This window comes from Nostoc sp. DedQUE09, from assembly GCF_034530915.1.
Taxonomy (GTDB): Bacteria; Cyanobacteriota; Cyanobacteriia; order Cyanobacteriales; family Nostocaceae; genus Nostoc.
Genome location: NZ_JAVRCE010000037.1, coordinates 1 through 24,982, shown reverse-complemented (window position 1 = coordinate 24,982; position 24,982 = coordinate 1). Strand labels below are relative to the sequence as shown.

At 42.9% G+C, this 24,982-nt stretch carries 17 protein-coding genes; 10 read left to right on the top strand and 7 right to left on the bottom strand.

The genetic code is table 11. From position 1 onward, the window contains the following. Nucleotides 1-1,079: 1,079 nt before the first annotated feature. The 6 genes from RMY27_RS21800 to RMY27_RS21775 form a co-directional block, all read right to left on the bottom strand. Entirely contained in the window at nucleotides 1,080-4,832 is a 3,753-nt protein-coding gene (locus tag RMY27_RS21800; protein WP_322666713.1) for a leucine-rich repeat domain-containing protein, read from the bottom strand. A 163-nt stretch (nucleotides 4,833-4,995) separates the two neighbouring features. Continuing rightward, complete coding sequence (locus RMY27_RS21795) at nucleotides 4,996-7,809, bottom strand: ATP-binding protein (protein WP_322666711.1); 2,814 nt, start codon at nucleotides 7,807-7,809, stop codon at nucleotides 4,996-4,998. A gap of 121 nt (nucleotides 7,810-7,930) precedes the next feature. Further along, entirely contained in the window at nucleotides 7,931-8,257 is a 327-nt protein-coding gene (locus RMY27_RS21790; protein ID WP_322666710.1) for a hypothetical protein, read from the bottom strand. A gap of 207 nt (nucleotides 8,258-8,464) precedes the next feature. Further along, the gene (locus RMY27_RS21785) at nucleotides 8,465-9,700 is read right to left on the bottom strand and encodes a DUF445 domain-containing protein (RefSeq protein WP_322666708.1); all 1,236 of its coding nucleotides are present in this window, start codon (nucleotides 9,698-9,700) and stop codon (nucleotides 8,465-8,467) included. Between the two features lie 120 nt (nucleotides 9,701-9,820). Then, the gene (ubiE, locus tag RMY27_RS21780; protein WP_322666707.1) at nucleotides 9,821-10,525 is read right to left on the bottom strand and encodes a bifunctional demethylmenaquinone methyltransferase/2-methoxy-6-polyprenyl-1,4-benzoquinol methylase UbiE; all 705 of its coding nucleotides are present in this window, start codon (nucleotides 10,523-10,525) and stop codon (nucleotides 9,821-9,823) included. 82 nt (nucleotides 10,526-10,607) lie between these two features. Continuing rightward, nucleotides 10,608-11,552, bottom strand: a complete 945-nt coding sequence (locus RMY27_RS21775) for a response regulator (protein WP_322666701.1) — start codon at nucleotides 11,550-11,552, stop codon at nucleotides 10,608-10,610. Nucleotides 11,553-11,861: 309 nt separating this feature from the next. Between RMY27_RS21775 and RMY27_RS21770 the strand changes: the two genes are divergently transcribed. From RMY27_RS21770 to RMY27_RS21755, 4 genes are all read left to right on the top strand, one after another. Further along, the gene (locus tag RMY27_RS21770) at nucleotides 11,862-12,950 is read left to right on the top strand and encodes a RuBisCO accumulation factor 1 (protein WP_322666699.1); all 1,089 of its coding nucleotides are present in this window, start codon (nucleotides 11,862-11,864) and stop codon (nucleotides 12,948-12,950) included. A gap of 658 nt (nucleotides 12,951-13,608) precedes the next feature. Then, on the top strand, nucleotides 13,609-14,382 hold the full coding sequence (gene aqpZ, locus RMY27_RS21765; RefSeq protein ID WP_322666697.1) for an aquaporin Z: 774 nt from the start codon (nucleotides 13,609-13,611) through the stop codon (nucleotides 14,380-14,382). Between the two features lie 465 nt (nucleotides 14,383-14,847). Continuing rightward, nucleotides 14,848-17,517, top strand: coding sequence for an ATP-dependent helicase (locus tag RMY27_RS21760; protein WP_322666696.1), 2,670 nt, complete (start codon nucleotides 14,848-14,850; stop codon nucleotides 17,515-17,517). 421 nt (nucleotides 17,518-17,938) lie between these two features. After that, nucleotides 17,939-18,619 carry a hypothetical protein gene (locus tag RMY27_RS21755; protein WP_322666694.1) on the top strand — a complete coding sequence of 227 codons (681 nt, stop codon included), beginning with the start codon at nucleotides 17,939-17,941 and terminating at the stop codon, nucleotides 18,617-18,619. 4 nt (nucleotides 18,620-18,623) lie between these two features. Here the strand turns inward: RMY27_RS21755 and RMY27_RS21750 are convergent, their stop codons facing one another. After that, on the bottom strand, nucleotides 18,624-19,163 hold the full coding sequence (locus tag RMY27_RS21750; protein WP_322666691.1) for a GrpB family protein: 540 nt from the start codon (nucleotides 19,161-19,163) through the stop codon (nucleotides 18,624-18,626). Between the two features lie 115 nt (nucleotides 19,164-19,278). Between RMY27_RS21750 and rpmI the strand changes: the two genes are divergently transcribed. From rpmI to RMY27_RS21720, 6 genes are all read left to right on the top strand, one after another. Then, complete coding sequence (gene rpmI / locus RMY27_RS21745; protein ID WP_322666689.1) at nucleotides 19,279-19,476, top strand: 50S ribosomal protein L35; 198 nt, start codon at nucleotides 19,279-19,281, stop codon at nucleotides 19,474-19,476. 19 nt (nucleotides 19,477-19,495) lie between these two features. Continuing rightward, entirely contained in the window at nucleotides 19,496-19,852 is a 357-nt protein-coding gene (gene rplT / locus RMY27_RS21740; protein WP_289795542.1) for a 50S ribosomal protein L20, read from the top strand. A 12-nt stretch (nucleotides 19,853-19,864) separates the two neighbouring features. Further along, nucleotides 19,865-20,680, top strand: a complete 816-nt coding sequence (locus tag RMY27_RS21735; protein ID WP_322666688.1) for a transporter substrate-binding domain-containing protein — start codon at nucleotides 19,865-19,867, stop codon at nucleotides 20,678-20,680. A 90-nt stretch (nucleotides 20,681-20,770) separates the two neighbouring features. After that, complete coding sequence (locus tag RMY27_RS21730) at nucleotides 20,771-21,295, top strand: tetratricopeptide repeat protein (RefSeq protein WP_322666685.1); 525 nt, start codon at nucleotides 20,771-20,773, stop codon at nucleotides 21,293-21,295. A 557-nt stretch (nucleotides 21,296-21,852) separates the two neighbouring features. After that, nucleotides 21,853-23,835: a primary-amine oxidase gene (locus tag RMY27_RS21725; RefSeq protein WP_322666684.1), complete on the top strand. Its 1,983-nt coding sequence runs from the start codon at nucleotides 21,853-21,855 to the stop codon at nucleotides 23,833-23,835. A 120-nt stretch (nucleotides 23,836-23,955) separates the two neighbouring features. After that, entirely contained in the window at nucleotides 23,956-24,525 is a 570-nt protein-coding gene (locus RMY27_RS21720; RefSeq protein WP_322666681.1) for a peptidylprolyl isomerase, read from the top strand. Nucleotides 24,526-24,982: the final 457 nt, after the last annotated feature.

The window sequence follows — 24,982 nt, the reverse complement described above, 5'->3', positions numbered from 1 at the left end:
AGTTGGGAATCTAAGCCTTTCGGTTTTCAAATTTATTATGGAAATATGTGGCAAAGATAACGAGTAAAACTAGTGAGAACAAGCAATAGACCTCTTGCAAAAATCGTTGAATCACCCCTCCCCAACCCTCCCCGTATGTATTGGGGAGGGAGCAAGATTTCAAGTTTCCCCCCAATATATCCGGAGGATTAAGGGGGGTCGATTCGACTTATGCAAGAGGTCTAAGATCGAACTAATATATCTAAAATTGTAAAGATAGATATTAATAAGTTAAAAATGTTTGTATAGGGAAGCACGTATTAACTTAATAATGATCCGCCTCTTTAGTTAGAGGATAAATGAAGTAGTAAGCTGGTGTAATTTAACAATGCGTAACAGCTAATCAACGCGCAAGTTATAAGGAGTGGTGGGTAAGGTGTCAATGCTATAAAGTCTCATCACTCCTTTTTACTTACATCAGTTTATGAGTAGGGGAACAAGGCCTTCATTGGTGTAAACTTAAGCCGAAAACTGTATCAGACAGGCGTTTTGCACATCCCTCATGCCCTCATGCCCTCATCCCCTAACACCTTCTCCCAAGGGAGAAGGGGAATTGAATATCTAGCTCCCCTCTCATATCATGTTTGCATAATTAGTTATGATTTCCACAGTCATTGCACCCTACACGCCAGATGCTCCACTTGGGGAGACCCCAAGACCGCACTGGCTCCCCTTAATCCCCTCCCCGCAAGCGCTACGGTGTACACACAAGTCCTAAAAACCTAGCTTGATAAGACTTTCCTGTTTTTCCTCGTTCCCAGTCTCCGACTGGGAATGCATTCATTGAGTCAGAGACTCAATATCTGACTGGAGGCAGAGCCTCTAAATCAGGCATTCCCATGCTCTTCATGGGAACGAGATCGACGAGAAAACAATGGAAAATCAAGCTTTTTTCGACTTGTGTGTACACCGTAGCTTGTAAAGAGGAGGGAACTGGATTTTTCTTGTTTCCCCCCTTTACAAGGGGACTAAGGGGGGTGACAACGCAATTAAAATCACAGTCAAACACTTTTCAAACATCCTCTAATATCCGTTGTCAATTAATATTCATCTAAAAATTGAGGATGAACCCAAAGAAATTCACGGCGTTTGTTTTGCACCCGCACTAAACCACCAAAACTAGGATCTTTTTCTTTCAATAAGGCGTGTAATTCTCGCAAAATCGAGCCTTGAGCGCGGATTGCATCGCCTTCCAAGAATGAGGCATCGCTCTTGGACTTTCCAGCCAAAGCCATATCACTTGCCTTTAAAGTAGACTCGATGCTTTTCTGTCCCAAATCGAGTTGTTCTTCAATGGCTTTGTAGGTGGTATCATCCAGTATAAATTTAGTTGCCGAACCTGCCACAGGTAAGACTAAGCTCAAAGTTCCAGTCAAAATTCTGAGATAGGGGACTGCCTTGGTGAACCACTCACGCGGCAAGTCTAATTCATAGACTCCCTTTTTCTTGTCGTTGGGATTTAAGGCTGGAAGTGGTTGACGTGCGTGTTCGCACCAGAGGGTGAGTTGAAACTTGGCACTAATCCATTTGGGGCGATCAAAAAATTTCGGATCGATAGGCTTAAAACTGAACAGGCGCGGGCCGTCTTTTGCTTCATCGGTGAGCATCTGCATTAGTTCTGCAAACTGCTGATCGACTTGGCTTAAAATGGTGCGTTGCTCCTGAGATAATACCTGAAAGCGTGCTTGATCTAGGCGATCGTACATAACCAAATCTTTGCGGATGACGTTTAACTCGTCTTTCACAATGTATCGGAATTGCTCAATGCCAATTTCTTGGGATGGGGGTTGAGCAGTTGGCGCATTATTCAGCAGTTGATCTATGTTTTGCCATTCACCACACCCGGAAATGGGACACGGGAATTCATGACGATTTTTCTTTTTGCTTTCAATTAGTTTTTGTACCTCAAACAGTCCGCTTCCAGGTGCATTCATGCTGCAAGGCGCAATGCAGGGAACCATGACGTTACAACGCAACCCTTCCCAGAAATTCTCGACTAGCCATTTAATCTCTTCTGTAAGATAGGACAGAAACCTTTCTGGATAAGCTGCCCGTACTGTAATTTTTACATCAGTGCGAACATACTCCAGCAATGCCCGACCGTTGTAATCATTGTCAAGCATTAAGCCCCGTTGCCAATGGATGCTGTCTTCGTAATTCGCCCGCCCCAGTGAGTATTTGTGCAACCGAACAATCAACTGGTAAAATAATCCTTCTGCTACTGCAAACTGTCCGCGACTGTCCACAATGCGGCAGATTTGTATCTGTTGCCTGTCTCCCGCTTCTGGTTGCTCTCCCCAATTGGGCAATGGCTCCGGGCGTGTGTCGGGAACGAGTTGAGCAATGAGGCTGGTATTGCTAGGTTCTGACGGATCGAAAACCACTTTGTAGGATAGATCAAAGCGTTCCATCAGCCGCAGAAAAATTGGATGCAATTTTGAGGGGTAGCCTTCTTCGCCTGCAAATGGCGGATGGCTCCACAACTGGCTAAGATGCTGAAATTCCACTAAACCGTTGCGTTTGCGTGTCGTTTCATCATCCAGCACGAAGCTGATCGCCTTTGCCAACCAGTCGGGTTTGAGGATGACAATATCGCGTAGTGTTAGGTCGTAATGGTAATGGATGAAATGCCCCAGTATATGGGAGATGCGAAGGAACAGTTCTGCTTGCTCCTCATCGATTCCCTCTTTAGCGCAGATGGCAATGACATCATTGTAGGGGAGATAGGCTTTGTCACTTGTCTGTAAGGTTTCCCGCACCCGTTGCCACTTTGCTGGAACGGAACGCCCCATTTCGGGAAGAGATGCAGCGACACGAGCAATAGTATCTTTTAATTCTGCAAGACCAGCGCAATCCGTCGTATCTTGGTTCGGTTTGCTGTCTACATGGAAGAAATCGATTACCGTATCTTTGCCGAATTGATCCAAAATTTCTTGTCTGTCAATGTCTGGTTGTCGCTGTCCGGGACCGCCGTGGGTTGCGACGACCAACACCTTTGCATCTGGTTCTCGATTTTTGATCAGCGTAATCCACTCTTTGACAAAGCCCTGTTGGGGGCCTTCCCGTGGTTTCCAGAGAACCAGATACACGGCTGGCGCACTGAAAAACAATTGGTGCGTCGGTCGATAAACCCTTTGACCGCCAAAATCCCAACCATTCAACGTAATTTCTGTGGCAGTATCAAGAAGATTGACTATTACAGGCTTAATCTCAATCCCATGAGTTGTAGGGCGATCTTCCACCCATTCATCCCCGCGCAAAGCCCCCAACAGACAACTCTTGCCCACCTCACCCTCACCGATTAAAATCAACTTGGCTTCGTTTAGCACAATCTGCGCTTCTACCTTTGCCCGAAGATACACCATAACAGCGTCGAGTCCCTGCTCGTATGCCGCAGCTAGTTCAGGGTTCAAGGGGTTTTCATCAAGATTAAGTTCAACTAGTTGAGCGAGCTGAGTAAAACTATGGGGCAGTGATGTCAGATTATTCCCAGGAACCACGTGTTGATAAAACGCATTAGAGGAAATCTGCTTTCCTCCTAAATGAAGTTTTATTAACTGTGTTAAATTGCCGAATTCATTGGGAAGCTGCTCAATTTCATTGCCGATCACATAAAGCTCTCTTAATTTTTGCAAGCTCGTGATTACGTTCGGAAACGAGACAAATTCATTTCCAGAAAGTGACAGTACAGTTAGTTTCGTTAGATTTTTGGTTGATTCTGGCAGTTCCGTCAGTTGATTAAAAAACAGGTCAAGCTTTTGCAACTGAGTCAGAAAGCCGATTGCGTCCGGTAATGTTGTTAGATGGTTGTCGGAGAGGTCAAGCTTTTGCAACTGAGTCAGGAAGCCGATCGCCTCTGGCAGTTCCGTTAGTTGGTTGCTGAAGAGGTCAAGCTCTTGCAACTGAGTGAGAAAGCCGATCGCCTCTGGCAGTTCTGTCAATTGGTTTCTGGATAGGTCAAGCTCTTGCAACTGAGTGAGAAAGCCGATCGCCTCTGGCAGTTCCGTCAATTGATTACTGGAGAGGTTAAGCGTTTGCAGCTGGGTCAGTGATGCGATCACTTCTGGCAGTGTCGTTAGTTCGTTGTGGTAAAGGTTAAGTGTTTGCAACTTGGTTAGGGATGCGATCGCCTCTGGTAATGTCGTCAGTTGATTGTCAGAGAGATTAAGCTGTTGCAACTGTGTGAGGGATGCGATCGCCTCTGGTAATGTCGTCAGTTTATTATTGGGAAGGTAAAGCGTTTGCAACTGCGTCAGGGATGCGATCACTTCTGGCAGTTGGCTCAGTTGGTTGTTGTCGAGGTTAAGCTGTTGCAACTGAGTCAGGGATGCGATTGCTTCTGGCAGTTGGGTCAGTTGATTGTTGTCGAGGTTAAGCTGTTGCAACTGAGTCAGGGATGCGATTGCTTCTGGTAGTTGGGTTAGTTGATTGTAGAAAAGGTCAAGATTTTGCAACTGAGTCAGGGATAAGATCGCCTCTGGCAATTCCGTCAGTTGGTTGTCGGAGAGGTCAAGCGTTTGCAACTGGGTCAGGGATGCGATCGCCTCTGGCAGTTCCATCAGTTGATTGCCGTTGAGATCAAGCGATTGCAATTGTGTGAGGGATGCGATCGCCTCTGGCAGTTCCATCAGTTCGTTACCGGAAACGTCAAGCTGTTGCAACTGGTTCAGGGATGCGATCGCCTCTGGCACTTCAGTGAGTTCCATGTTGCTGAGATCGAGTTTTATTGATCCCTGTTGCCTCGCCTGTTTAATACGCTGCTCTGCTTTCCGATAAGCCTTATCTCTTACCATGACCAAATCCTTTCTCTCACTACCAAAATCAGAGTAATAGCCAGACTTTTTCTAGGTAACAGCCTATACAGGTGGTTTAGCCAGAAAATCTCAGCCTAACATTCTAATAAATAGCAAGCAACGCCAAAGGTGAAAATTTAACCACGCCAGATGATGTTGACAATTAGATAGCTTGCTGATTTAGCGGAATTACAATTATAAATTCTGTTCCCTTTCCAGGAGCAGAAATACATTCTAATTTTCCCTGATGTTTTTGGGTGATAATCTGATTACTAATAGATAAACCTAACCCAGTACCTTTATTAACTGGTTTAGTCGTAAAAAATGGTTCAAATAATTGTTTTTGTACCTTTTCGGGAATGCCTATACCATTGTCGCCAATACGAATAACTACCTGATTTTCGCTAGTGAGTTTAGTCTGAATGCTTATCTGAGGAGTAGAGAGCGTTTCTTCCCTTACTTCCCATTCACCATTTTCCACTGCCTCTTCTAAAGCATCGATCGCATTTGCGATAAGATTCATAAATACTTGATTCAGTTGTCCAGCATAACATTCTACTAATGGCAGGTCGCCGTATTCTTTAATCACCTCAATTGCTAGATTATTAGAAGATTTAGGTTTAAGGCGATGTTCCAAAATCATCAACGTATTATCTATACCCTCATGGATATTTATAGCTTTCATCTCTGCGTCATCTAACCGGGAGAAGTTTCGCAGAGATAAGACAATTTCTGTGATTCGTTCCGCACCAACTGTCATTGAAGTTAGCAAGTTGGGCAAGTCTGCAATCAGAAAATCTAAGTCGATCGCTTCTGTTTCTTCTTGAATTTCCGTTACTGGATTAGGATAATTTTGCTGGTATAATTGCAGCAATCTTAATAAATCTTGGATATATTGATTGGCATAGGTGATATTGCCAGAAATAAAGTTGACTGGGTTGTTGATTTCGTGCGCTACACCTGCTACTAACTGCCCCAAACTCGACATTTTTTCACTATGCACCAGTTGAGATACTAGCTGCTTTGCCTCTTGGCGCAATTGTGCTTCTGAGTATCGCAATATCTGTTCTGCTTGTTTGCGCTGGGTAATGTCGTGGAGAATGACGACATATTCCTGAAAATCCTGATGGGGTCGGTCTGAGATGGAAACTTCCAGGGTTCTGTTTTTCCCATTACCGATTAAAATTTGTTCGCTACGCTTTGTCCACTGCTCTGGATAGTAAACTAATGCAGGTAGCCATTTGTTGAGGTGATTTCCTGGCAACTCAGATGGGTTGACACCAAAGAACGATTCAATGGCTGGGTTAGCTTGCTGGATAATGCCTTGATCGTCTACGACTAAAATACCATCTTGGGCGACAGTAAACAGGTGTTCGGCAGCTTCTCGCGCTTCTGCGATCGCCACCACTTGCGGTAAACTTGTCCAACAAGCGATCGCTACTCCCACAAATGCCACGCTCATCAGTAGTACCACAAATATATTCTCACCGCCCGCAGTCGCTACTTTATTAAGTTTGACACCAAATAACCAGCCAACTGCCACGGCGCTGCACAGTAAAAAAATCAGGATGCTCACTTGAAGAATTACTGAATCTTTAATAATTACTACAGGGCGCGTGCGATATCGCCGCATCCACCAATTGCGATGGAAGACAGGGAAATTCACACGGCGAATTACCGCATCTATTCCCATAACACTAATGGGAAATAATAGCCCAATTAGCAAGTTGAGCCAACCCCAGGCAAATCCGCCCACCAACAACACCACAACTTCTAATAGCAGAATGCCCAGAGATATGCGAGGAAACAAAACTTCTGGGCGATCGCGCCGAAGCCAAAGCCCCAGATGCAGTAACATAAAGGAGACAAACCAACCGATGTTACCAACAGCGACGATTCGCGCCACATCTCCCCAAATCAGATAGATTAAACACAACACTAGTGTCAACGTCAATGCTGGGACAAACACACCCCGACGTGAGACAACAGAAAATACTGGCGAAATATGGTTATCTAACGCCAGTTGATACAAAATTCGCGGGCAATTAGAAACTACCGTTGCCGAACCTAATAGACAAGCAGCTACTAGCAAAAAAGAAACACTTACACCAGCGAATCTTCCCCAAAAGGGCAGGGAAACTGCCGCAAGATTCAGGAAAGCATTGTCTTTCAGGTCAGGATTTGTTGCTAACCGCATCACTACCCAAGAACCTCCCAAAAAGATTGGTGGCATCATCCAGGCGGCAATGTCTAGAAACCGCAGCGTTTGAGTAGGGTTGCGGCTATCGGCGACAAAGGAAGAAGCCGTTTCACAACTGTAGGTTGCATAGGTGACGAAAAAGAACCACTTTGCCCAATCCACGAAGCTCAAAGATGACCAACTATTAGGAAAAAACCCAGGACTCACCGGAGAAAACGCTAACCAGCCAAGACCTTGTACACAGAAGGTCATTAGTAGTCCAAAGGCTGGAATGACAAAAAACAAATGTAAAATACTCAGGGCGCGAGTCCCACTAAACGCCACGATAAAGGGTAACAGTGTAAAGCTAATATCCAGAAATATGTCTGAACAGGCAATACCCAGCGTCTCCAAATTTACTTTAATTAAATCTCTAAGTACGATTGTATTAACTGACAGGTAGGAAATCCAATTGAGGAGGTATCCAATTGCTGCATAGCGAGCTAATCCTGGGTAGTTTTGCAGTAGCTTAGTAGCATAGTTAGGTGTTCCTCCAGCTACATTGATGAAATGAATACCTAAGCGTTTCACTTGATAATTGAGCAACATTCCGAAAATCACCGCAGGTATCCAGACAAAAATAGCTTCGGAACCGAGAGCAGCATGAATCGCTGGAACCAATGCCGTCCAAGAAATATGAGCTGTCAAACCAAAGCCCCAGCTTTCAACAGCACTTAGGCTTCTAGTTAAGCGAGGGTAAGAAGATTGGCCCAATGTGGAGTGAGGAGGATGGGACATGATTGGCAATGTTAAGTGGGATACTGTAATTAAGCTTATTAGCTAGAGTTCCCATCTCGTAAATCTTCTGAACAAAAACTTTCTCTACGGAATCATACTTAGAGGTTAATACATATATATATCAGAAAAAATTAACTTTCCAATACCAGTGTTTATTGCCCTCATCCCCCAACCCCTTCTCCCAATTTCGGAGAAGGGGAGCTAATTTCAGGCGTTGCATATGAGTATCTATGCAAAAGGCGAAATCATCTCGTTGGGGACGGGCTTGGATACGAAAAGCATTCCACAATGCTAATGCCAGATTATTAGGATCGGTTTCTTCGATAGAGTTTGTTTTGAGGACTCTTTTGGCTGTTTCCACAGCAGTGGAAATTGCCCCGTAGCTCAGGTTAAATTGTGATACTAGTGTTTCAACTCGTCCGTTTAGAACAAATACACTTGTACCCAAGGCATCTTGCCAGAGGGTAAGCTGTTCGGAAGTTGTTAGTTTGGGGATATCGAAGGTGATTAAAGAATGGTGGGATAATGATAAGCGATCGCTATTGCTTCCAAAGAAATAAACCTAAATAAAGCCCTAGATTTAATTCAAGAGCTTTTAGTCGCAGATATAAGCAATCAAGAAAATTGACCCAAAATTCATTAAAAACTAACCATACTACTTTTGAACCAACAATAAAAACACTGTCTGAAATAACCCCACAACAAAACCCAAAACACCACCTAAAGTTACAATCGCCTGTAATTCATTTTTGACAATTCCTTCAATGGCAGCTTCCAAATCAGCAGGTGAAGTTGATTTTACACGGTCAACAATCACTTCATCTATCGATAAAATTGGAATCGCCTGTGCCACAATTGCTTCTAAATCTTTTTCTAAATATTTCTCTAAAATTAGAGCCAACTCTTGACTCATTACTTCTAAAGAAGTACTGACAACTGGTGAAGTACTAACACGATTCAGTAGGACTACAGCAATATTTTCCCAATCAACAGAATCAGTTAATCCTTGTAAAAAATCACTACCACTATTCTGTAGGTAATGGCGGACACTTTCGCGGGTAGTCTTTCGCAGTTGGCGAACCGTACCCATTGGCAAGTTTTGTAATGTTAAATTTTGCAGTAATTTCCGAATGCGATCGCGGATCTGCAAATCTTGAGTCAATTCCTGCAACCGAGTATTAGCAGCCTCCTTTTCATCCAAACAAAAAGTTCGTAGGCGTGTAAGAGTGTTACGTAAGCCAAACAAATTTGCTACTACCCAATAAGTCCCACTGGTTTTTTCGCGGAAGCCTTCATCGATAATTTGAATGGTGCGATCGGTCAAAAAATCAACTATCGTTTGGCGTAAAAGATCCGGCGGTAAAACTACTTGTAACAACCAATCTGCAAGTCGCGTAGATTGTTCTTCAGTAAGTTGAAATTCCAGCAATATCTGGTCGAAAATTTGATTTATCTGCGCTTCCAAAAAATCTTCACGCCGCGCTAAAACCTTAAGCAATCGTGGCAAGGACTCCCCTAGTAAATCCCGCAAAATTCCTGCTACAATTTTGGCACTTTTCTCGTTTTTATCTGTTTTGATTTGTTCAATTGCCAACCGCAACAACCAGAGAATTGCTGATTGCACGCGTTCTGTTTGCAACAAACGTCGTGCCAGATTTTGCAATTCTTGTGGTGTCAATAGTGACCCCATGATTGTATTAGAAATGTTCTTAGCCAGACGTTCTTGATTGCGGGGGATCAATCCAGGGGTAAAGGGTACTCTTCGTCCAGCGATATAAATTGCTCGGTAAGGACGGAACAACATTTTGATGGCTATATCATTTGTGAAATAGCCAATAATTCCACCCAGTACCGGGGGAGACACATAAAGCCAAAGATGAGACCAGTCCAAGGGAAGAATTAAAAAAGTTAGGAGGTTAGAGCTTAGAGTTAGGAGTTAAGAGTTAAGAGTTAAGAGTTAGGAATGATAAATTTTAAATGAGAATTTACCACTACTTATAATTCATAACTTTTAACTAATAACTCCTAACTTACTAAGCACTAGCACTCCCATCATACCGTTCGCAATGGGGTAGTGTGTGGCAACTGCAAAACCAACTTGATGAGCTAACTCTATTTGCTCTTTGCCGATGGGAAAACGATCTAAGCTGGGACTGATGTAAGCATATTCTTGTTTTAAGCCTAAATAACTGGCAACTGGCACTACAAAACTGTCCAGATACAACTGCTGAAAGGCACGTAGCTGAGGATTACTAGGTCGATGAAAGTCTAAAATTGCGGCTTTAGCTCCCGGCTTCAAAACCCGGTATAACTCTTGGAGACTTCGAGAAATATCTTTAACATTTCTTAAACCATAGCCCATTGTTGCGGCATCAAATTGGTTGTCGTCAAAGGGTAAATTGAGGACATCAGCTTCTACCCAGCTGATAGCAGGTTGGGGGTACTGCCTTTGGGAGCGTTCTTTAGCCTTTTCTAGCAGGTTTGGGGAAAAATCTACACCATACACCTGTCCTGCTGCTCCTACACGCCGGGCCAAACGTAAGGCTAAATCACCACTACCGCAACACAAATCTAATGCAGTATCTCCTGGTTTAGCTGCACTCCATTTTACTGCCATTTCCTTCCAGATTCGATGCTGTCCCAGGCTCAACCAATCGTTCAACTGGTCATAAACTGGAGCAATACGATTAAAAATGGACTGAATTTCGTTAGTCATTGGTCAATAAGTCATTGATCGTTAGTCATTCGTCATTTGCCAAAGATAAGGGACAAATGACTAATGACAACTACACAATACCTTAATGAGAGTGACTACTAGTCAGAGCGATCGCCACCAGTTGTGCTGATAAATTAATTAGCACCAATTCATCTTCCCGCAAAGTGCAAGGTTGTTTCCACTGGAGCGACAATACACCCAAAAGTTGATTGCGGTAGCTAATTGGGATCACTAAATGTGCTTGCACACCCGTCTTTTGGTAGTGAATCGCATCAACTAATTTAGTATCTTTAAGTACATTTAAGGAAACTTGCATTTGTCCCGTGGCGATCGCTTCCTTGGTTAGTGGGTCTTGAGATAGCCAATTTTCTATTGTACCTGTGTCGCTGTAAGTTCCTTGAGTTGCAACCAGAGTATTTCCATCTGTAAGTTGTAAAATACAGCCGTCTGCCCCAAAAGTTTCACTCACAGCCCTAGCAATAGGAGCAAGAGTTTCTTCTAAGTTAGAAGCTGCTTGAGTTACCTGTACTAAAACACTCAGCAACGCCATTTGAGCATGAGCACGGCGTAATTCTTCTGTACGTTGCTTGAGCAAATCATAGGTTTCGGCTGCTCTTTGCACTACTGCCTTCAGTTCCCCTGGGTCCCAAGGCTTGGTGATATATTTGTAAACTTGTCCAGCATTAATTGCTTCTACCAAGTCTTCAATATCAGTAAATCCAGTGAGAATTATTCTTACTGTATCGGGAAATTGAGGTACAGTCTTGCTGAGAAACTCAGTCCCTTTCATTTCTGGCATCCGTTGATCGGAGATAATCACCGCTACCTCCCCTTCTGCTGCCAAAACTTGTAGAGCGTTCACCCCACTATCAGCTTTCAGAACATTAAAGTCACGTCGAAATGTGCGATAAAGTAAATCGAGATTATCTGGCTCATCGTCAACTACCAGTATTTTCAGCTTTTTTGGTCGTTCGAGAGTCATAACTTGAGATTGGACTTTATCAATTTCGAGATTGGGTTTATCCATAGATATTTCCTTTAAATATTCACTCTCTTGTTATATTCCATACCAAGTTTAGTTGAGAATAGCCGAAAATCACCAAGGGTTTATACGGAGTTATTTTGCATATATTAGAACGCTAATAGTGAGCGCTACAGAGGAAATTTGCTTGCCCAAATATCTGAATTAAAAAATGGTGCGCTATAAAGACCAACTAAATTAGCGAAACTATAGCAGTTTTGATCGTAGATGAGGTGTAGGTCTGGGTATAGATTAGAATAATACTTGCTCATGAGGTGTTAATTAACCTCTCAAGTTGAAGCTTGCACTCCGATTATGACTGATCTACCACCCAATACTCAGAATCCCGAAGATAATGCTAACGATGATGTAGCACAAGAGTTACTGCGAAGGCTGAGGCAAAAACAAGGCAACTGGGTGGAATGGGGAGCCGCGATCGCCTCATTGCTAAAAACCGGTTTCAACCCCCAAGAAATTTTTGAGGCGACTGGATTTGAGCCGATTCAACAAAACCAGGTGGTTGTTGGTTCTCAAGTTTACAATTCTTTGGAAAAGTTTGGAGTATCGGAAGCCACGCGATCGCACTACACCGCACGCGGCAGCGATGTTTTATACGAGCTACGTTTACTTACTCAAGAAGAACGCGCCGCCGCTGCCGAACTAATCTTCCTCCACAACGTTGATGCTGATGAGGCACGGGAGATAGCCAAAGCAATTAAAGAGTTCTCCTATTTCCGCACTTTGCCAGAAGGGTTTTCTGCTCATCCTGGGGATGCTGTTGCTCACCAAGTTTGGAAACTGGCACGCCAAAATGCAGATTTACAACAGCGATCGCGCCTGATCGCCAAAGGTTTGCGTTTTGCTCACACGCCAGGTGCAAGGCAAAAAATCGAACAACTACTGACTGATTTTACTACCGTTCCCCAGCGTCCAGCGCCAATTTTACCGTTTTACCGCCTGGAATTTGAAGAACAGTTACCCCGAATATTGCCTGTAGTAGGAGAGTTACCATTATCACGCCAAGACTTGCAAGCTGTGCCTATACTGACAGAAATTGAACCATTTCGGTTGGTCAAGTTTTCTGGAGAGCAAGCTTGGGTACCCTTACCAGGTTGGCAAGTGCTATTGGCGGCAGAAGATCCAGTGGCGATTTTAGCGAATAGCGATCGCTTCCCCATCCAAAACCAAAGCCAAACAGGGCCAGTCGTAGTAGTAATAGATCGTGCCCAACGAGAATGGGATGCCTCTAGCTATTTCGTCGTTGAAAATGGTGGTGAATTAGATTTTCAATGGTTTGAAACTGAGCCAGAAATTCCTCTATTAGGGCAAATTATTATCATTGTGCGTCCTAAGAAAATTCTGGATGAAGAATTAACTAAGGATTCATGGCAGATTGACGAATAAATTCAATTTTAGAAGAGCTAACTGCGTAACACTCCCACACCTTAAGGTGTGGGAGTGTTGAAGATTAAACTAACTAGAGCAAAAATCTCAACACAATTGAGTTAAAGAAAATCGGATGTGGGGTTGAAGAACTAAACCCAACATTTTTGGTGAATTGTTAGGTTTACCTTGATACTATTACTAGATAAGCAAGCTACGCAGTTTACGGTTTTTGAAGCTAAGACCAACCGTATTACAACAAATTTATCAAAACAGAATAAAGGCGTCAGGAAGTCACTGAGCGTAGTCGTTGGCGCAGCCTCTCGTAGAGAAGTGAGCCAGAATTCAGTTGCGTATTTTGAACGAAAGAGCGTATAGGACAGCGTTAGCGTTTGCGCAGCGTCTCGTAGAGAGCATCGCGTCAACATTGCTGACTCCTAAATTATTCAATATAAGAGCAAAGTTATTAAGAAATTAAGTATTTTTTTGGTTATTTTAAATTTTGCTGTATTTTCATATTTTATCACCAAAATGAACTATTGAAAAAAAAATTCCGGTTTTTTTCAATTTAGTTCCATCACAAAAAAAAAGGCAATAGATTTTTTGTTGACAGCAATGAATTAAACATTGTGTAACGTAACTATTACTCATTTGTAGCTGAACAAGGAATTTTCCAAAAATGTCTCTCACAAAACGTTGCTTGGCAGAATTTATCGGCACATTTTGGCTTGTTTTAGGTGGCTGTGGTAGTGCTGTTCTAGCCGCAGCTTACACAGCAGATGCTGCAAAAATCAGCGAGAATACTTCTTTTCCATTGGGTATTGGATTAGTAGGGGTATCTTTGGCATTCGGACTTACTGTCCTCACAGGGGCTTATGCTCTTGGTCATATTTCTGGTGGTCATTTCAATCCAGCTGTTTCCTTTGGACTGTGGGCAGGTAAGCGCTTTTCGGGATCTGACTTACTACCTTATATCGTCTCTCAAGTAATCGGTGCAGTTGTTGGTGCGGGCATTATCTACCTGATTGCTAGCGGCAAAACTGGATTTACCCTGACTGGCTCCAACCCACTGGCTACCAACGGTTACGGTACTCATTCTCCAGGTGGTTACACGCTGTTTGCTTGCTTCATTAGTGAAGTTGTGATGACTTTTATGTTTCTGCTAATTATTCTGGGCGTGACTGACAGCCGCGCTCCTAAAGGATTTGCACCACTGGCAATTGGTTTTGGACTCACCTTGATTCACCTGATTAGCATTCCTGTAACCAATACCTCGGTTAATCCTGCGCGTAGTACTGGAGTTGCTCTATTTGCAGGTGTACAAATGTTTTCACAAGTTTGGCTGTTTTGGATAGCTCCGATTTTGGGGGCAATTTTAGCAGGATGGTTGTATGCAGCCGTTTTTAGTGAATCAACTGTGAGCGAACGGCAAAACATCGAAGAGCTAGTCTAACTTTCTTAACAATCCCCTCACTGAACAAATTAACCAAGTGTTATATGTTTAGTCAGGGGGTTGACATAATATTTAAGTATATACGCACGCATTTGATGCAGATAGTTTACTAAAACAGTTAAGACAAGAACGGTGAAGTATTTTGTTAGTAATTTGGCATTAAGAATCACCGAAAATTATTCATATCTGCGGTTTGGGAATTAAATTTAATCTCTATTTAAAATATATAATTAGGACTTACGCACTTTACACATTGACCATTATGTGAAAAGTCAGCTTGTTAAACTAAAAGTCTTACCCTGCCTCGTTCCCAGGCTGTGCCTGGGAATGCGCTCAAGTAGGCTCTGCCTACTTGTTTGACGGGAGGCAGAGCCTCCCATAAGAGCATTAGAAGGCTCTGCCTTGTAACGAGAGGTAATCCACAGTTGGCTGTCTTTGCCAATGCGTAAGTTCTAATAATTTGATATGTCCGACTCTAAATTTACGACTCCTGTTATTCAAGAATTACTTGACTCAGAATTGTCTGAGCGATCGCCTATTGCTTCTTTGCAGGAGAAGATTCTCGCAATCCGCAACAGTCTCCGCCCTGGACAGCAGCAAATGGCTGATTGGCAATCTGGCCCTTTGGCGATTTCAGCCGTTCCTGGTGCGGGTAAATCTACTGGGATGGCAGCGGCAGCAGCGATCGCGATCGCCCGTCAATATGAACGTTCATCCTCCCGCCGTCAGTTGGTAGTCGTTACTTTTACTCGCTCTGCTGCTGCCAATATTAAAGCGAAGATTCGCAAATTTTTACGAGATGATTTATCTTTACCTCAGACAGGATTTTTTGTCTATACCCTACACGGTCTAGCGTTGAACATTGCCAACCGCCATTCTGATTTATCGGGTTTGCAGCTAGAAAATGTCATATTAATTACGCCAACCCAAAGTCACCGCTTTATCAGAACAGCTGTAGAACAATGGATTGTAAATAATCCAGATGTATATTTGCGGTTATTGGAAGGTCATCAATTTGATGGAGAAGAGACAGAAAGGTTGCGTCGTCAATCAGTACTGCGAACAGAAGTATTACCAGAGTTGGCTAATACAGTAATTCATGAAGCAAAAAGTTCTGGGATATCGCCAGAATTGTTGCGGGAGTGGAGTAAGCAAACTACAGACGAATATGCCATTTTGAGCGTAGCAGCGGGATTGTACGAGCAATATCAAAACTTAATGCGATCGCGTGATTTTATAGATTACGACGATATGATTTTAGCTGCACTACGCGTTTTAGAAAACGACAGTGCCCGTCGCATTGAGCAAAACCAAATATTCGCCGTCTTTGAAGACGAAGCCCAAGATTCTAGTCCTCTTCAGACGCAGCTATTAGAAATTTTGGCAAGTAATCGGGAATATCAGCAAGAAAATTCTTCACTCCCAACTCCCAACTCCCAACTCCCCACTCCCAACTCCCAACTCCCCACTCCTAACTCCCCACTCCTAACTCCCAACTTAGCACTCAGCACTCAGCACTCAGCACTCCTAAATCCCAACTCAGCACTCAGCACTCAGGACTCAGCACTCCTAACTCCCAACTCCCAACTCAGCACTCAGGACTCAGCACTCCCAACTCCCAACTCAGGACTCAGCACTCAGGACTCAGCACTCCTAACTCCCAACTCAGCACTCAGCACTCAGGACTCAGCACTCAATTTAGTCCGAGTTGGCGACCCTAACCAGGCGATTAACTCTACCTTTACTCCGGCCGATCCGATTTATTTCCGGCAATTTTGCGAAGAGTGCGATCGCATCGAACGATTAGCAACGATGGATCGAGCTGGTCGCAGTACTAGAATTATCATTGAAGCTGCTAACTTTGCCCTCAAATGGATCAACAATCAGTGGTTAGCAACAACTAAAACCAACAACAAACAACAAATTCCTGACAACCGACAAGTACCGTTTCGCTTGCAGACAATTCGCCCTGTGGAAGTTGGCGATCCGCAAGCTAACGCCAACCCAGCACCCGTAGGACGAGGATTAGAACTTCATACACCGCGCGATATTCATCACACCGTTGAATTGTTATCTCAAAGAGTAATTGAGTTATTTGGTGAAGATCCAACAAAAAATAGTGCCGCGATTTTAGTCCGAGAAAATCGTCAAGGACGATGGTTAGCAGAAGCTCTGACACCTCTGTGCAAAGAGCATAAAATTACACTTTATGATGTGGGAGAACGCGATCGCCGTTCCCATGTTCCTCAAGAAATTTTGGCATTATTGCAATTTTGCGATCGCCCCCACTCCCCCGATTACCTCAAAGCCGCTCTAGAAGCATTAGTACAGCGCCAATTAATTCCTACCCAAGACCTCAACGCCCTTGCGAGTTTACCAGAAGAGTTTTTGTATCCTGGCCCCCTAGCAGCACCCCAGCCAGAAACAGTACAAAAAGCTGCTCGTTTGTGTCGCAATTTACTTCGCGCTCGTTTAGAACTGCCTTTATACCAGCTAATTTCTTTTCTCGCCTTGACTTTAAATTACGACCAGGCAGAATTGGCAACTGCTGATAAACTCGCAGAACGGGTAAACCAGCAGATAGCTGGCAATAGTTCGATGGGGGGAATGCTTTCAGCTTTAAGTGAAATCGTTAGTTCTGAACGGTTTGAACCAGTGGAAACCGAAGATTCGGAAGAACGTTATACCCGTCGCGGTCAACTGACAATTATCACCATGCACAAAGCTAAAGGGCTAGATTGGGACTATGTGTTTCTTCCTTTTCTCCACGAAAACTTGATTCCTGGCAGATTTTGGGTTCCTCCCCAAAGCCAATTTTTAGGCGACTTTACCTTATCAGAAGTAGCCCGCGCCCAAATTCGCGCTACTCTCCACGAAGAATCTATCATACCTGATGTTAGTCAGGCATGGGAGGTGGCAAAGAATTTGAAAACATCTGAAGAGTATCGTCTACTCTATGTTGCCATGACACGAGCAAAGCTTCTGCTGTGGATGTCTGCGGCGCAGAAAGCCCCCTTCACTTGGAGTAAACCGGACAATTTACAAGAACAAGCGCCTTGTCCAGTGTTTCCAGCATTAAAACGCCAGTTTCCTGAATGTGTGGTGAATTCGACTTTATCCAAAATGAACAACTAAGTTTTCTTTATCCGGCAAAACCCTGTTTTAGCAAATACTTTTTCCACGTCACAGATTATCGATAAGGTTCCAAAAGTAGAAATACTGTTCCACAGATATTTCAGCTTCAGCGTTCGTGCAACGACTCCGCAGGAGTATCGCGCGGCAAAAAAATGGCTCAAGTTAAGAAGATGCTTAATGCTGTATAATTAGTGGCAAGGAATATATAAATAAAAAAGAAATATTTATACTCAAAACGGGTAAAAATCGTACTTCTTTGCACTGTACCAAAAATGTAGCTTTTTAAGCCTCTCCCGATGTACGGGAAGAGTTTTGGAGAGGGGTTCTAAGTTCAGTTTTAAGGGGTTCGCAGCATACACGTTAAATTTGAGTCTGGATAAGAGTTGAAGATATTTACATATCGCAAGGAATCATGAAACTTATGAAAGGATGTGTATTGACCCTAGCGTTGACAACCTTCCTATCGTGGGGATTTGGGCTTACCGAAAACAATTCTGCTGGAGCTGTTTCTCGCTTAGACACCACTCAATTGGCCGAAACACTTCAGGCGAAATCAAGCAGTTTGCCGAGGGCAATCGCCAATAAAATTTTACGGGATGCGTCCACCCGTTCCGGCGTACCTGTAGGGGAATTACGGGTTATCCAAGTTACATCGAAAACCTTTAGTAATCCCTGTGAATTCAAGTTTGGAGAAATTTGCACCAGGGAATACAACCCCATTGAGGGCTGGGAAGTAGTTGTCAGAGTTCGGCAAGATTCGTGGACTTACCATGTAGATAAATCTGGAACACAAATCGTTTTAGATCCCAAGATAAGCGCTTTACACATATTGCCGAAAACGATCGCCTATGCAATTTTAACCGATGCTTCAAACCGTTCTGGGGTAGCAATTGCTGATTTAAAAATTACTCAAGCTACACCAAAAACCTTTGGAAATTCCTGCGTATTTGGCTTTGGTGAAGTTTGCATCCAGGTGTACGACCCCATTGAGGGCTGGGAAGTTATTGTCAAGGTTAAAGGTCAATTTTGGACTTACCATGTCAATAAATCTGGTTCACAAATTGTTTTAGATCCCAAAGTCACCGCCATTAAGAAAAATTAAATAATCAATGGCTTTGGCTTTTTCCCATATTCTCATTCCGTGCTTTGACCATCAAAGCACGGATATAGTCATTTTTACCATTGGTATAAGCTTCGCGATCGCTCCGAAAACTTGCCGCCAAGTCGCGTTTTAGAACTTCGTAGCGTTTTGCCTCTTCAGGATGCTTTCTCAGATAGTCACAAAATAGCTTGCGCTCCCAAAATTCGCTGTCAATCTCGACTATGTGAACATGATGAGTACGTTGCTTTCCGTATGGTGGCATCCCTTTGACAAAAAACATCCGTCCAGGACGCGGATCTTCACGCCAATAAACGTATCCCAAAGATTCCAAAGCCAAAATAGCAGATTTTGCATCTACTAAGGAACGCACTCCCACCATGATGTCAATAACTGGTTTGGCTGCCATTCCTGGTACTGCGGTACTACCAATATGTTCAATTTCTACAACCAAGTCATTGCCTAGTGCCTGGCAAATACGCTCGGCTTCTTCTTTAAACAAAGTCGCCCAACGTGGGTCATATTCAACTATATTGACCTCATCCATAAGTGAAGCTAAGTTTATCTACAGCGATCGCCGTTGGCTAAATCCTTTATTTAATTGCAGTTATAGCGATTTTAATAGTATATAATAATGGATCGTGTCGAATCAAAGCTAGACCATGCCTAAACTAAAGACTCGTAAAGCCGCGGCAAAGCGATTCCGTGCCACCGGTAGCGGCAAAATCGTCCGTCGCAAAGCGTTCAAAAGCCACCTTTTAGAACACAAATCTTCTGACAAAAAACGTAGTATGCGTCAGAGTGCCCTTGTACACGAACGCGATGAACTTAACGTGCGCTTGATGCTCCCATATTTGTAAGTATTTTAGGAAATAAGTTATGACTCGGGTAAAACGCGGTAATGTAGCTCGCAAACGCCGCAATAAAATTCTCAAACTAGCTAAAGGTTTTCGCGGTTCCCATTCAACTCTGTTTAGAACTGCCAACCAACAAGTGATGAAGGCGCTACGGAGTGCCTACCGCGATCGCAAAAAGAAGAAGCGCGATTTTCGTCGCCTTTGGATCACCCGCATCAATGCTGCTTCCAGGCAACACGGCTTGAGTTACAGCCAGTTGATCGGTAACTTGAAAAAAGCTGATATCCAATTAAATCGCAAGATGTTGGCGCAATTGGCAGTCCTCGATCCAGCTAGTTTCGGCAAAGTTGCTGAATTGGCACTTCAAGCTAAAGGATAAAGGTGGTGAGGGATGTATAACAGATGTAACAGACGGCAAGCAATTACTCGGTTACATCTGGTATTATCCGCCACTATTTTTTTGATTTTTTGCTTTTCTTTAGTAGGGACGGGATTAACTGCATCTGCTGCCGAAATGTCAGAAATTCAGCAGCGGGGCTATTTAAATGTTGCCGTGAAAGATAACTTGCGTCCCTTGGGATTTAAAGATGACAATGGGAATTTGCAAGGCTTAGAAATTGACTTGGCCAAGCGTTTGGCAGTTGACTTGGTTGGTAAAGCCGAAGCTGTAAAATTTCAACCTGTAGCGAATCGCGATCGCCTGTCTGTAGTTTTAGACAAAAAAGTTGATTTTGCGATCGCTAGAGTCACAGCAACCGAGTCACGCGCCCGCATAGTTAATTTCAGTGTTCCCTACTATTTTGATGGCACTGTATTAGTTACAAAAGATGCCTCTGTACAGCAGTTGAGCGATCTATCAAAACAAAAAATTGCCGTACTTAATAACTCCAGTACCATTGCTCAAGTGCGGTACTATCTGCCAAACGCCGAGTTAGTAGGAGTAGATTCCTATAAAGAAGCGCGAGAGAAAATAGAAAATAATGCCGCCGTAGCCTTTGCCGCAGATGTTAGTGTTTTAAGCGGTTGGGTGCAACAATATCCTCAATATCGGCTACTGCCAACAAAATTATCAACTGAACCCTTATGTGTAGTAATGCCCAAGGGATTGCAGTACGATGAGTTTAGACGAAATGTGAATCAAGCGATCGCTCGTTATTTAGAAAAAGGTTGGCTCCAGGAACGCTCTCAATATTGGGGTTTACCGTAAATTGGTCATTGGTCATTAGTCATTGGTCATTAGTGAATAACAAATGACAAATGACAAATAACAAACTTTATAATATTTGTATTTGCAGTAATGGATAACAGTCTAGCCGTTGTTTATCTCTCAGTTTTGGTGGTCATACTCACAATTGCAGCCGTGAGTGTTTTTCGCCAGATTTTTAAAACTCGCAAGGTTGAAGGCTCTTTTGCAAGATTGCGAAAGAAATTAGAGAAAGAAAAGGGTACGACTCAAGAATATTATGAGTTAGCCAGTATTTATTCAGAAAAAAAAATGTATTCTCCAGCGATCACGCTATTTCAAAAAGCTCTCAAAGTTGCTGAAGAAGAGGGAGAAGAAAATATCGCCCCTATCTACAACGGGCTGGGCTATGTTTATTTCATCCAAGAGCAATATGACTTAGCAATTCGTCAGTACAAAGAAGCTCTCAAATCTAAACCAGACTACGTGACAGGATTAAATAATCTCGGTCACGCCTACGAAAAGAAAAAATTAACTACTCAGGCGTTACAAGCTTACGAAGAAGCACTCAAATTAGCTCCAAATAACTCTATTGCTAAACGTCGTGCTGAATCTTTACGCCGTTTAGTTTCTGCGTAAGATAAGCATAATACCCGGAACCCCACCCCGCCAAAGCCTTGCTTTAGCTCCCCTCCCCGCAAGCCTACCGTGTATACACAACTCTGAAATAGCTGAGTAACTAAGTTTTACCCCACCCTAACCCTCCCCTTATAAAGGGGAGGGAACTAGATTTATTTCTTGTTTCCCCCCTTTATAAGCAGGGCTGTTTCATTCGTTCAGATCGCGATTTTGTCAACAGTATCAGCCAAAAATTTGAGTAAGTTGGTAATCGAAAAATTACGGCTTCAACCGATAAATTTAAGTGCGATCGCCTGGTTTTTGTCTGAATTGGATTGTTAACAACCTGATTTTTTTGACTGATACGCTTGTAAATTAAGGACTTTTAGGGAATGAAACAGCCCTGCCCTTTATAAGGGGGGATTAAGGGGGGTAATTCGACTTATGTGTACACCGTAGCTACTTGCGGGGTGGGGTTATTTTCTTATAACTAATTTCGCTTTAGCCTCTTAATTTATCGGTTTTCAATCTTAAGTTTGGAAATAGATAACTATAAGTCTTTTGTAAAAATGTAAAAGATGATTAAGCGGCTAAAGCATTTTTTATGGCTAGCTATTGCCATCATTGTTGTTATTTCTTTCTCACTCGGATTAATGGAAACATTGACGGCTCAACAGCCTTCGATTTCCCATCCTCTCACTTCGCTAACTGAGGTAGAAATTAGCACAGCTGTTTCGGTCATCCAAAGAGAAAAAACTTTGAGCGAAATGGCAGCTTTTTCACTTATTGCTTTACAAGAACCAGATAAAGAAGAAGTTCTAAATTTTACACCTGGTAAAGTCTTCCAGCGAAAAGTTTTTTTGGTAATCTATGAGCGATCGCTAAATAAAACCTATGAAGGTATTGTTAACCTGAAAAGCAAAACCTTAAGTTCTTGGAAAGAAATACCGTCTGTTCAACCTGCGATCGTTAATTCAGAATATGAACTAGCAACTCAGGTCGTTAAAGCCGATCCCCGATGGCAAAAAGCGATGCAAAAGCGGGGAATTACCGATTTTGATCGAGTTAAAATCAGTTGGTGGGCACCAGGAATTCTCAGCGAACAGGAAGAAGCAACAAGTAATCGTCTTTGTCGCGGTTTATCTTACTACAAAGGTAAAGGTTGGAACTATTACGGTAGTCCCATTGAGGGAGTTTTAGCAACAGTCAATTTGAACACAGGTAAAGTTGCTAGTTTTATTGATAGAGGAAACGTCCCTTTCTCTAAAGAAAACTGGAATTATGATACTAAATCTTTGGGTAAATTACTTTCACCATTGAAAGCATTGAAGATTCTCCAACCGAATGGTAGAAGTTTCCAGATCGAAGACAATGAAATTAGCTGGCAAGGTTGGAAGTTTCGCTATTCAATGCATCCTCGCAATGGATTAATGCTCTACCAAGTGACACACAAAGACGGGGAAAATATTCGACCAGTTTTATACCGCGCTAGCCTCTCAGAAATGGTAGTACCTTATGGCAATCCTGAGCCTAATTGGTCGTTTAGAAATGCCTTTGATGTTGGAGAATACAACTTAGGTTTACTAGCAAATACGATGGAATTAGGTAAAGAAATTCCCGAAAATGGCTTGTTGCTAAATGCTGTATTTGCTAATGAACAGGGAGAACCTTATCAAATACCAGGGGTTATCGGTATCTACGAACGCGACAACGGAATGCTGTGGAAACACTATGAGTATAATACTCAGCGTAATGATGTCCGTCGCAGTCGAGAATTAGTGATGAAGATGACTGTAGCGATTGACAACTATGATTACAGCATCAATTGGATCTTTCACCAGGATGGGACTTTGGAAGTCCAAAATGAATTAACGGGTATCGTATTGACGCAGGGAACGGCTGCCCAAAAGCAATCTGATGATGATTCTTATGGTAGGTTAATTGCTAAGAATATCTTTGGAGTCAATCACCAGCACTTTTTCAACTATCGCCTAGATTTTGATGTTGATGGTCAGGCTAATTCTGTGATGGAAATGAATGTGAAAGCTTTGCCGATGGATGAGAAAAATCCTTTAGGAAATGCGATCGCACTTTCAGAAACTCCACTAGCTAAAGAAACGGCTGCTGTGCGCGATTTGGATCTGAAAAACAGTCGGGAGTGGATGATTGTTAGCGCAGACAAAAAGAATCCTCTCGGTGCTGCACCTGGATATATGCTGATGCCTGAAGGAAATTCCATATTTTTCCCTGTGGAAGGCTCAAAAATCCGGGAAAGGGCAGAATTTGCGACTCATCACCTTTGGGTAACAAAATATAAACCTACTGAATTTTATGCTGGTGGCGATTATCCCAACCAAACTCAACCCGGACAGGGTTTACCAAAATATATCGCAGACAATGAGTCTTTACTGGGTGAAGATATCGTACTGTGGTACACAATGGGCGTAACTCATATTCCGCGATCGGAAGATTGGCCTGTAATGCCTGTTCACCGAGTTGGCTTTAAGTTAGTCCCTAGAGGATTCTTTAGCCGTAATCCAGCGATAAATTTGCCTGAGTAAAATATTTGTTGGCTCAAGTTTCCTGCCTTCAGGTTTATTTTTCATGTCTAAAGGCGGTAACTTGAATGCTGATAAACTTATATAGTTCAAATACTGGCACTGGTTAAAATAGGATATCTAATGAATTTTCCAGAAATTAATATTCCCGGTGATGGAACACTGCACGCTCGTTTAATTACTTCCTTGGGTGAAATTGTAGTTCGTTTGGAGGAAGAGCGAACTCCTAACACCGTCAAAAATTTTGTTGGTCTAGCAACTGGAACAATCGACTGGAAAGACCCTAAAACGGGTCAATCTGGTAAGGGAACTCCAGCTTACGATGGAGTTCGCTTTCATCGGGTCATCCCTAATTTTATGATTCAGTGTGGCGATCCTCTGAGTCGTTATCTAGATACAGCCAACCGATGGGGTACTGGTGGCCCAGGATATCAATTTGAAGATGAGTTTCATCCTGAATTGAGACACACTCGTGCAGGTATCTTGTCGATGGCTAATGCCGGACGCGGTACTAATGGTTCGCAATGGTTCATTACAGAAGCACCAACGCCTCACCTTGATAACAATCACAGTGTTTTTGGTGAAGTTGTCCAAGGTCTAGATATAGTTAGCAAGATTGCGAATGTGCCTACAACTAGAGATCGTCCAAATCAAGAAGTGGTGTTACAAAAAGTAGAGATTTTTAGGCAGTAATTAACACCTCGGTTTGTAGTAAGCACTTTATTTCTTGTACAACAGATTGCAAGTTAATGAAGTACAAAAATACCCCTCTCTAACCCTCTCCGTATGTATTGGGGAGGGAACTAGATTTCTTTTTTCCCCCTTCGAAAGGGAGGGAACTAGATTTCTTTTTTCCCCCCTTTCCAAGGCAGGGCTGTTTCATTCGTTCAGATCGCGATTTTGTCAACAGTATCAGCCAAAAATTTGAGTAAGTTGGTAATCGAAAAATTACGGCTTCAACCGATAAATTTAAGTGCGATCGCCTGGTTTTTGTCTGAATTGGATTGTTAACAACCTGATTTTTTTGACTGATACGCTTGTAAATTAAGGACTTTTAGGGAATGAAACAGCCCTGCCTTTCCAAGGGGGGATTAAGGGCAGGGCTGTTTCATTCCCTAAAACAGGTAAAATTGCAAGGGTTGAGGGGATA

Coding starts and splice junctions, on each gene's coding strand:
- RMY27_RS21800 (WP_322666713.1), bottom strand. CDS start 4,832: ATGGTAAGAGATAAGGCTTATCGGAAAGCAGAGCAGCGTATTAAACAG.
- RMY27_RS21795 (WP_322666711.1), bottom strand. CDS start 7,809: ATGTCCCATCCTCCTCACTCCACATTGGGCCAATCTTCTTACCCTCGC.
- ubiE (WP_322666707.1), bottom strand. CDS start 10,525: ATGACTAACGAAATTCAGTCCATTTTTAATCGTATTGCTCCAGTTTAT.
- RMY27_RS21775 (WP_322666701.1), bottom strand. CDS start 11,552: ATGGATAAACCCAATCTCGAAATTGATAAAGTCCAATCTCAAGTTATG.
- RMY27_RS21770 (WP_322666699.1), top strand. CDS start 11,862: ATGACTGATCTACCACCCAATACTCAGAATCCCGAAGATAATGCTAAC.
- aqpZ (WP_322666697.1), top strand. CDS start 13,609: ATGTCTCTCACAAAACGTTGCTTGGCAGAATTTATCGGCACATTTTGG.
- RMY27_RS21760 (WP_322666696.1), top strand. CDS start 14,848: ATGTCCGACTCTAAATTTACGACTCCTGTTATTCAAGAATTACTTGAC.
- RMY27_RS21755 (WP_322666694.1), top strand. CDS start 17,939: ATGAAAGGATGTGTATTGACCCTAGCGTTGACAACCTTCCTATCGTGG.
- RMY27_RS21750 (WP_322666691.1), bottom strand. CDS start 19,163: ATGGATGAGGTCAATATAGTTGAATATGACCCACGTTGGGCGACTTTG.
- rpmI (WP_322666689.1), top strand. CDS start 19,279: ATGCCTAAACTAAAGACTCGTAAAGCCGCGGCAAAGCGATTCCGTGCC.
- rplT (WP_289795542.1), top strand. CDS start 19,496: ATGACTCGGGTAAAACGCGGTAATGTAGCTCGCAAACGCCGCAATAAA.
- RMY27_RS21735 (WP_322666688.1), top strand. CDS start 19,865: ATGTATAACAGATGTAACAGACGGCAAGCAATTACTCGGTTACATCTG.
- RMY27_RS21730 (WP_322666685.1), top strand. CDS start 20,771: ATGGATAACAGTCTAGCCGTTGTTTATCTCTCAGTTTTGGTGGTCATA.
- RMY27_RS21725 (WP_322666684.1), top strand. CDS start 21,853: ATGATTAAGCGGCTAAAGCATTTTTTATGGCTAGCTATTGCCATCATT.
- RMY27_RS21720 (WP_322666681.1), top strand. CDS start 23,956: ATGAATTTTCCAGAAATTAATATTCCCGGTGATGGAACACTGCACGCT.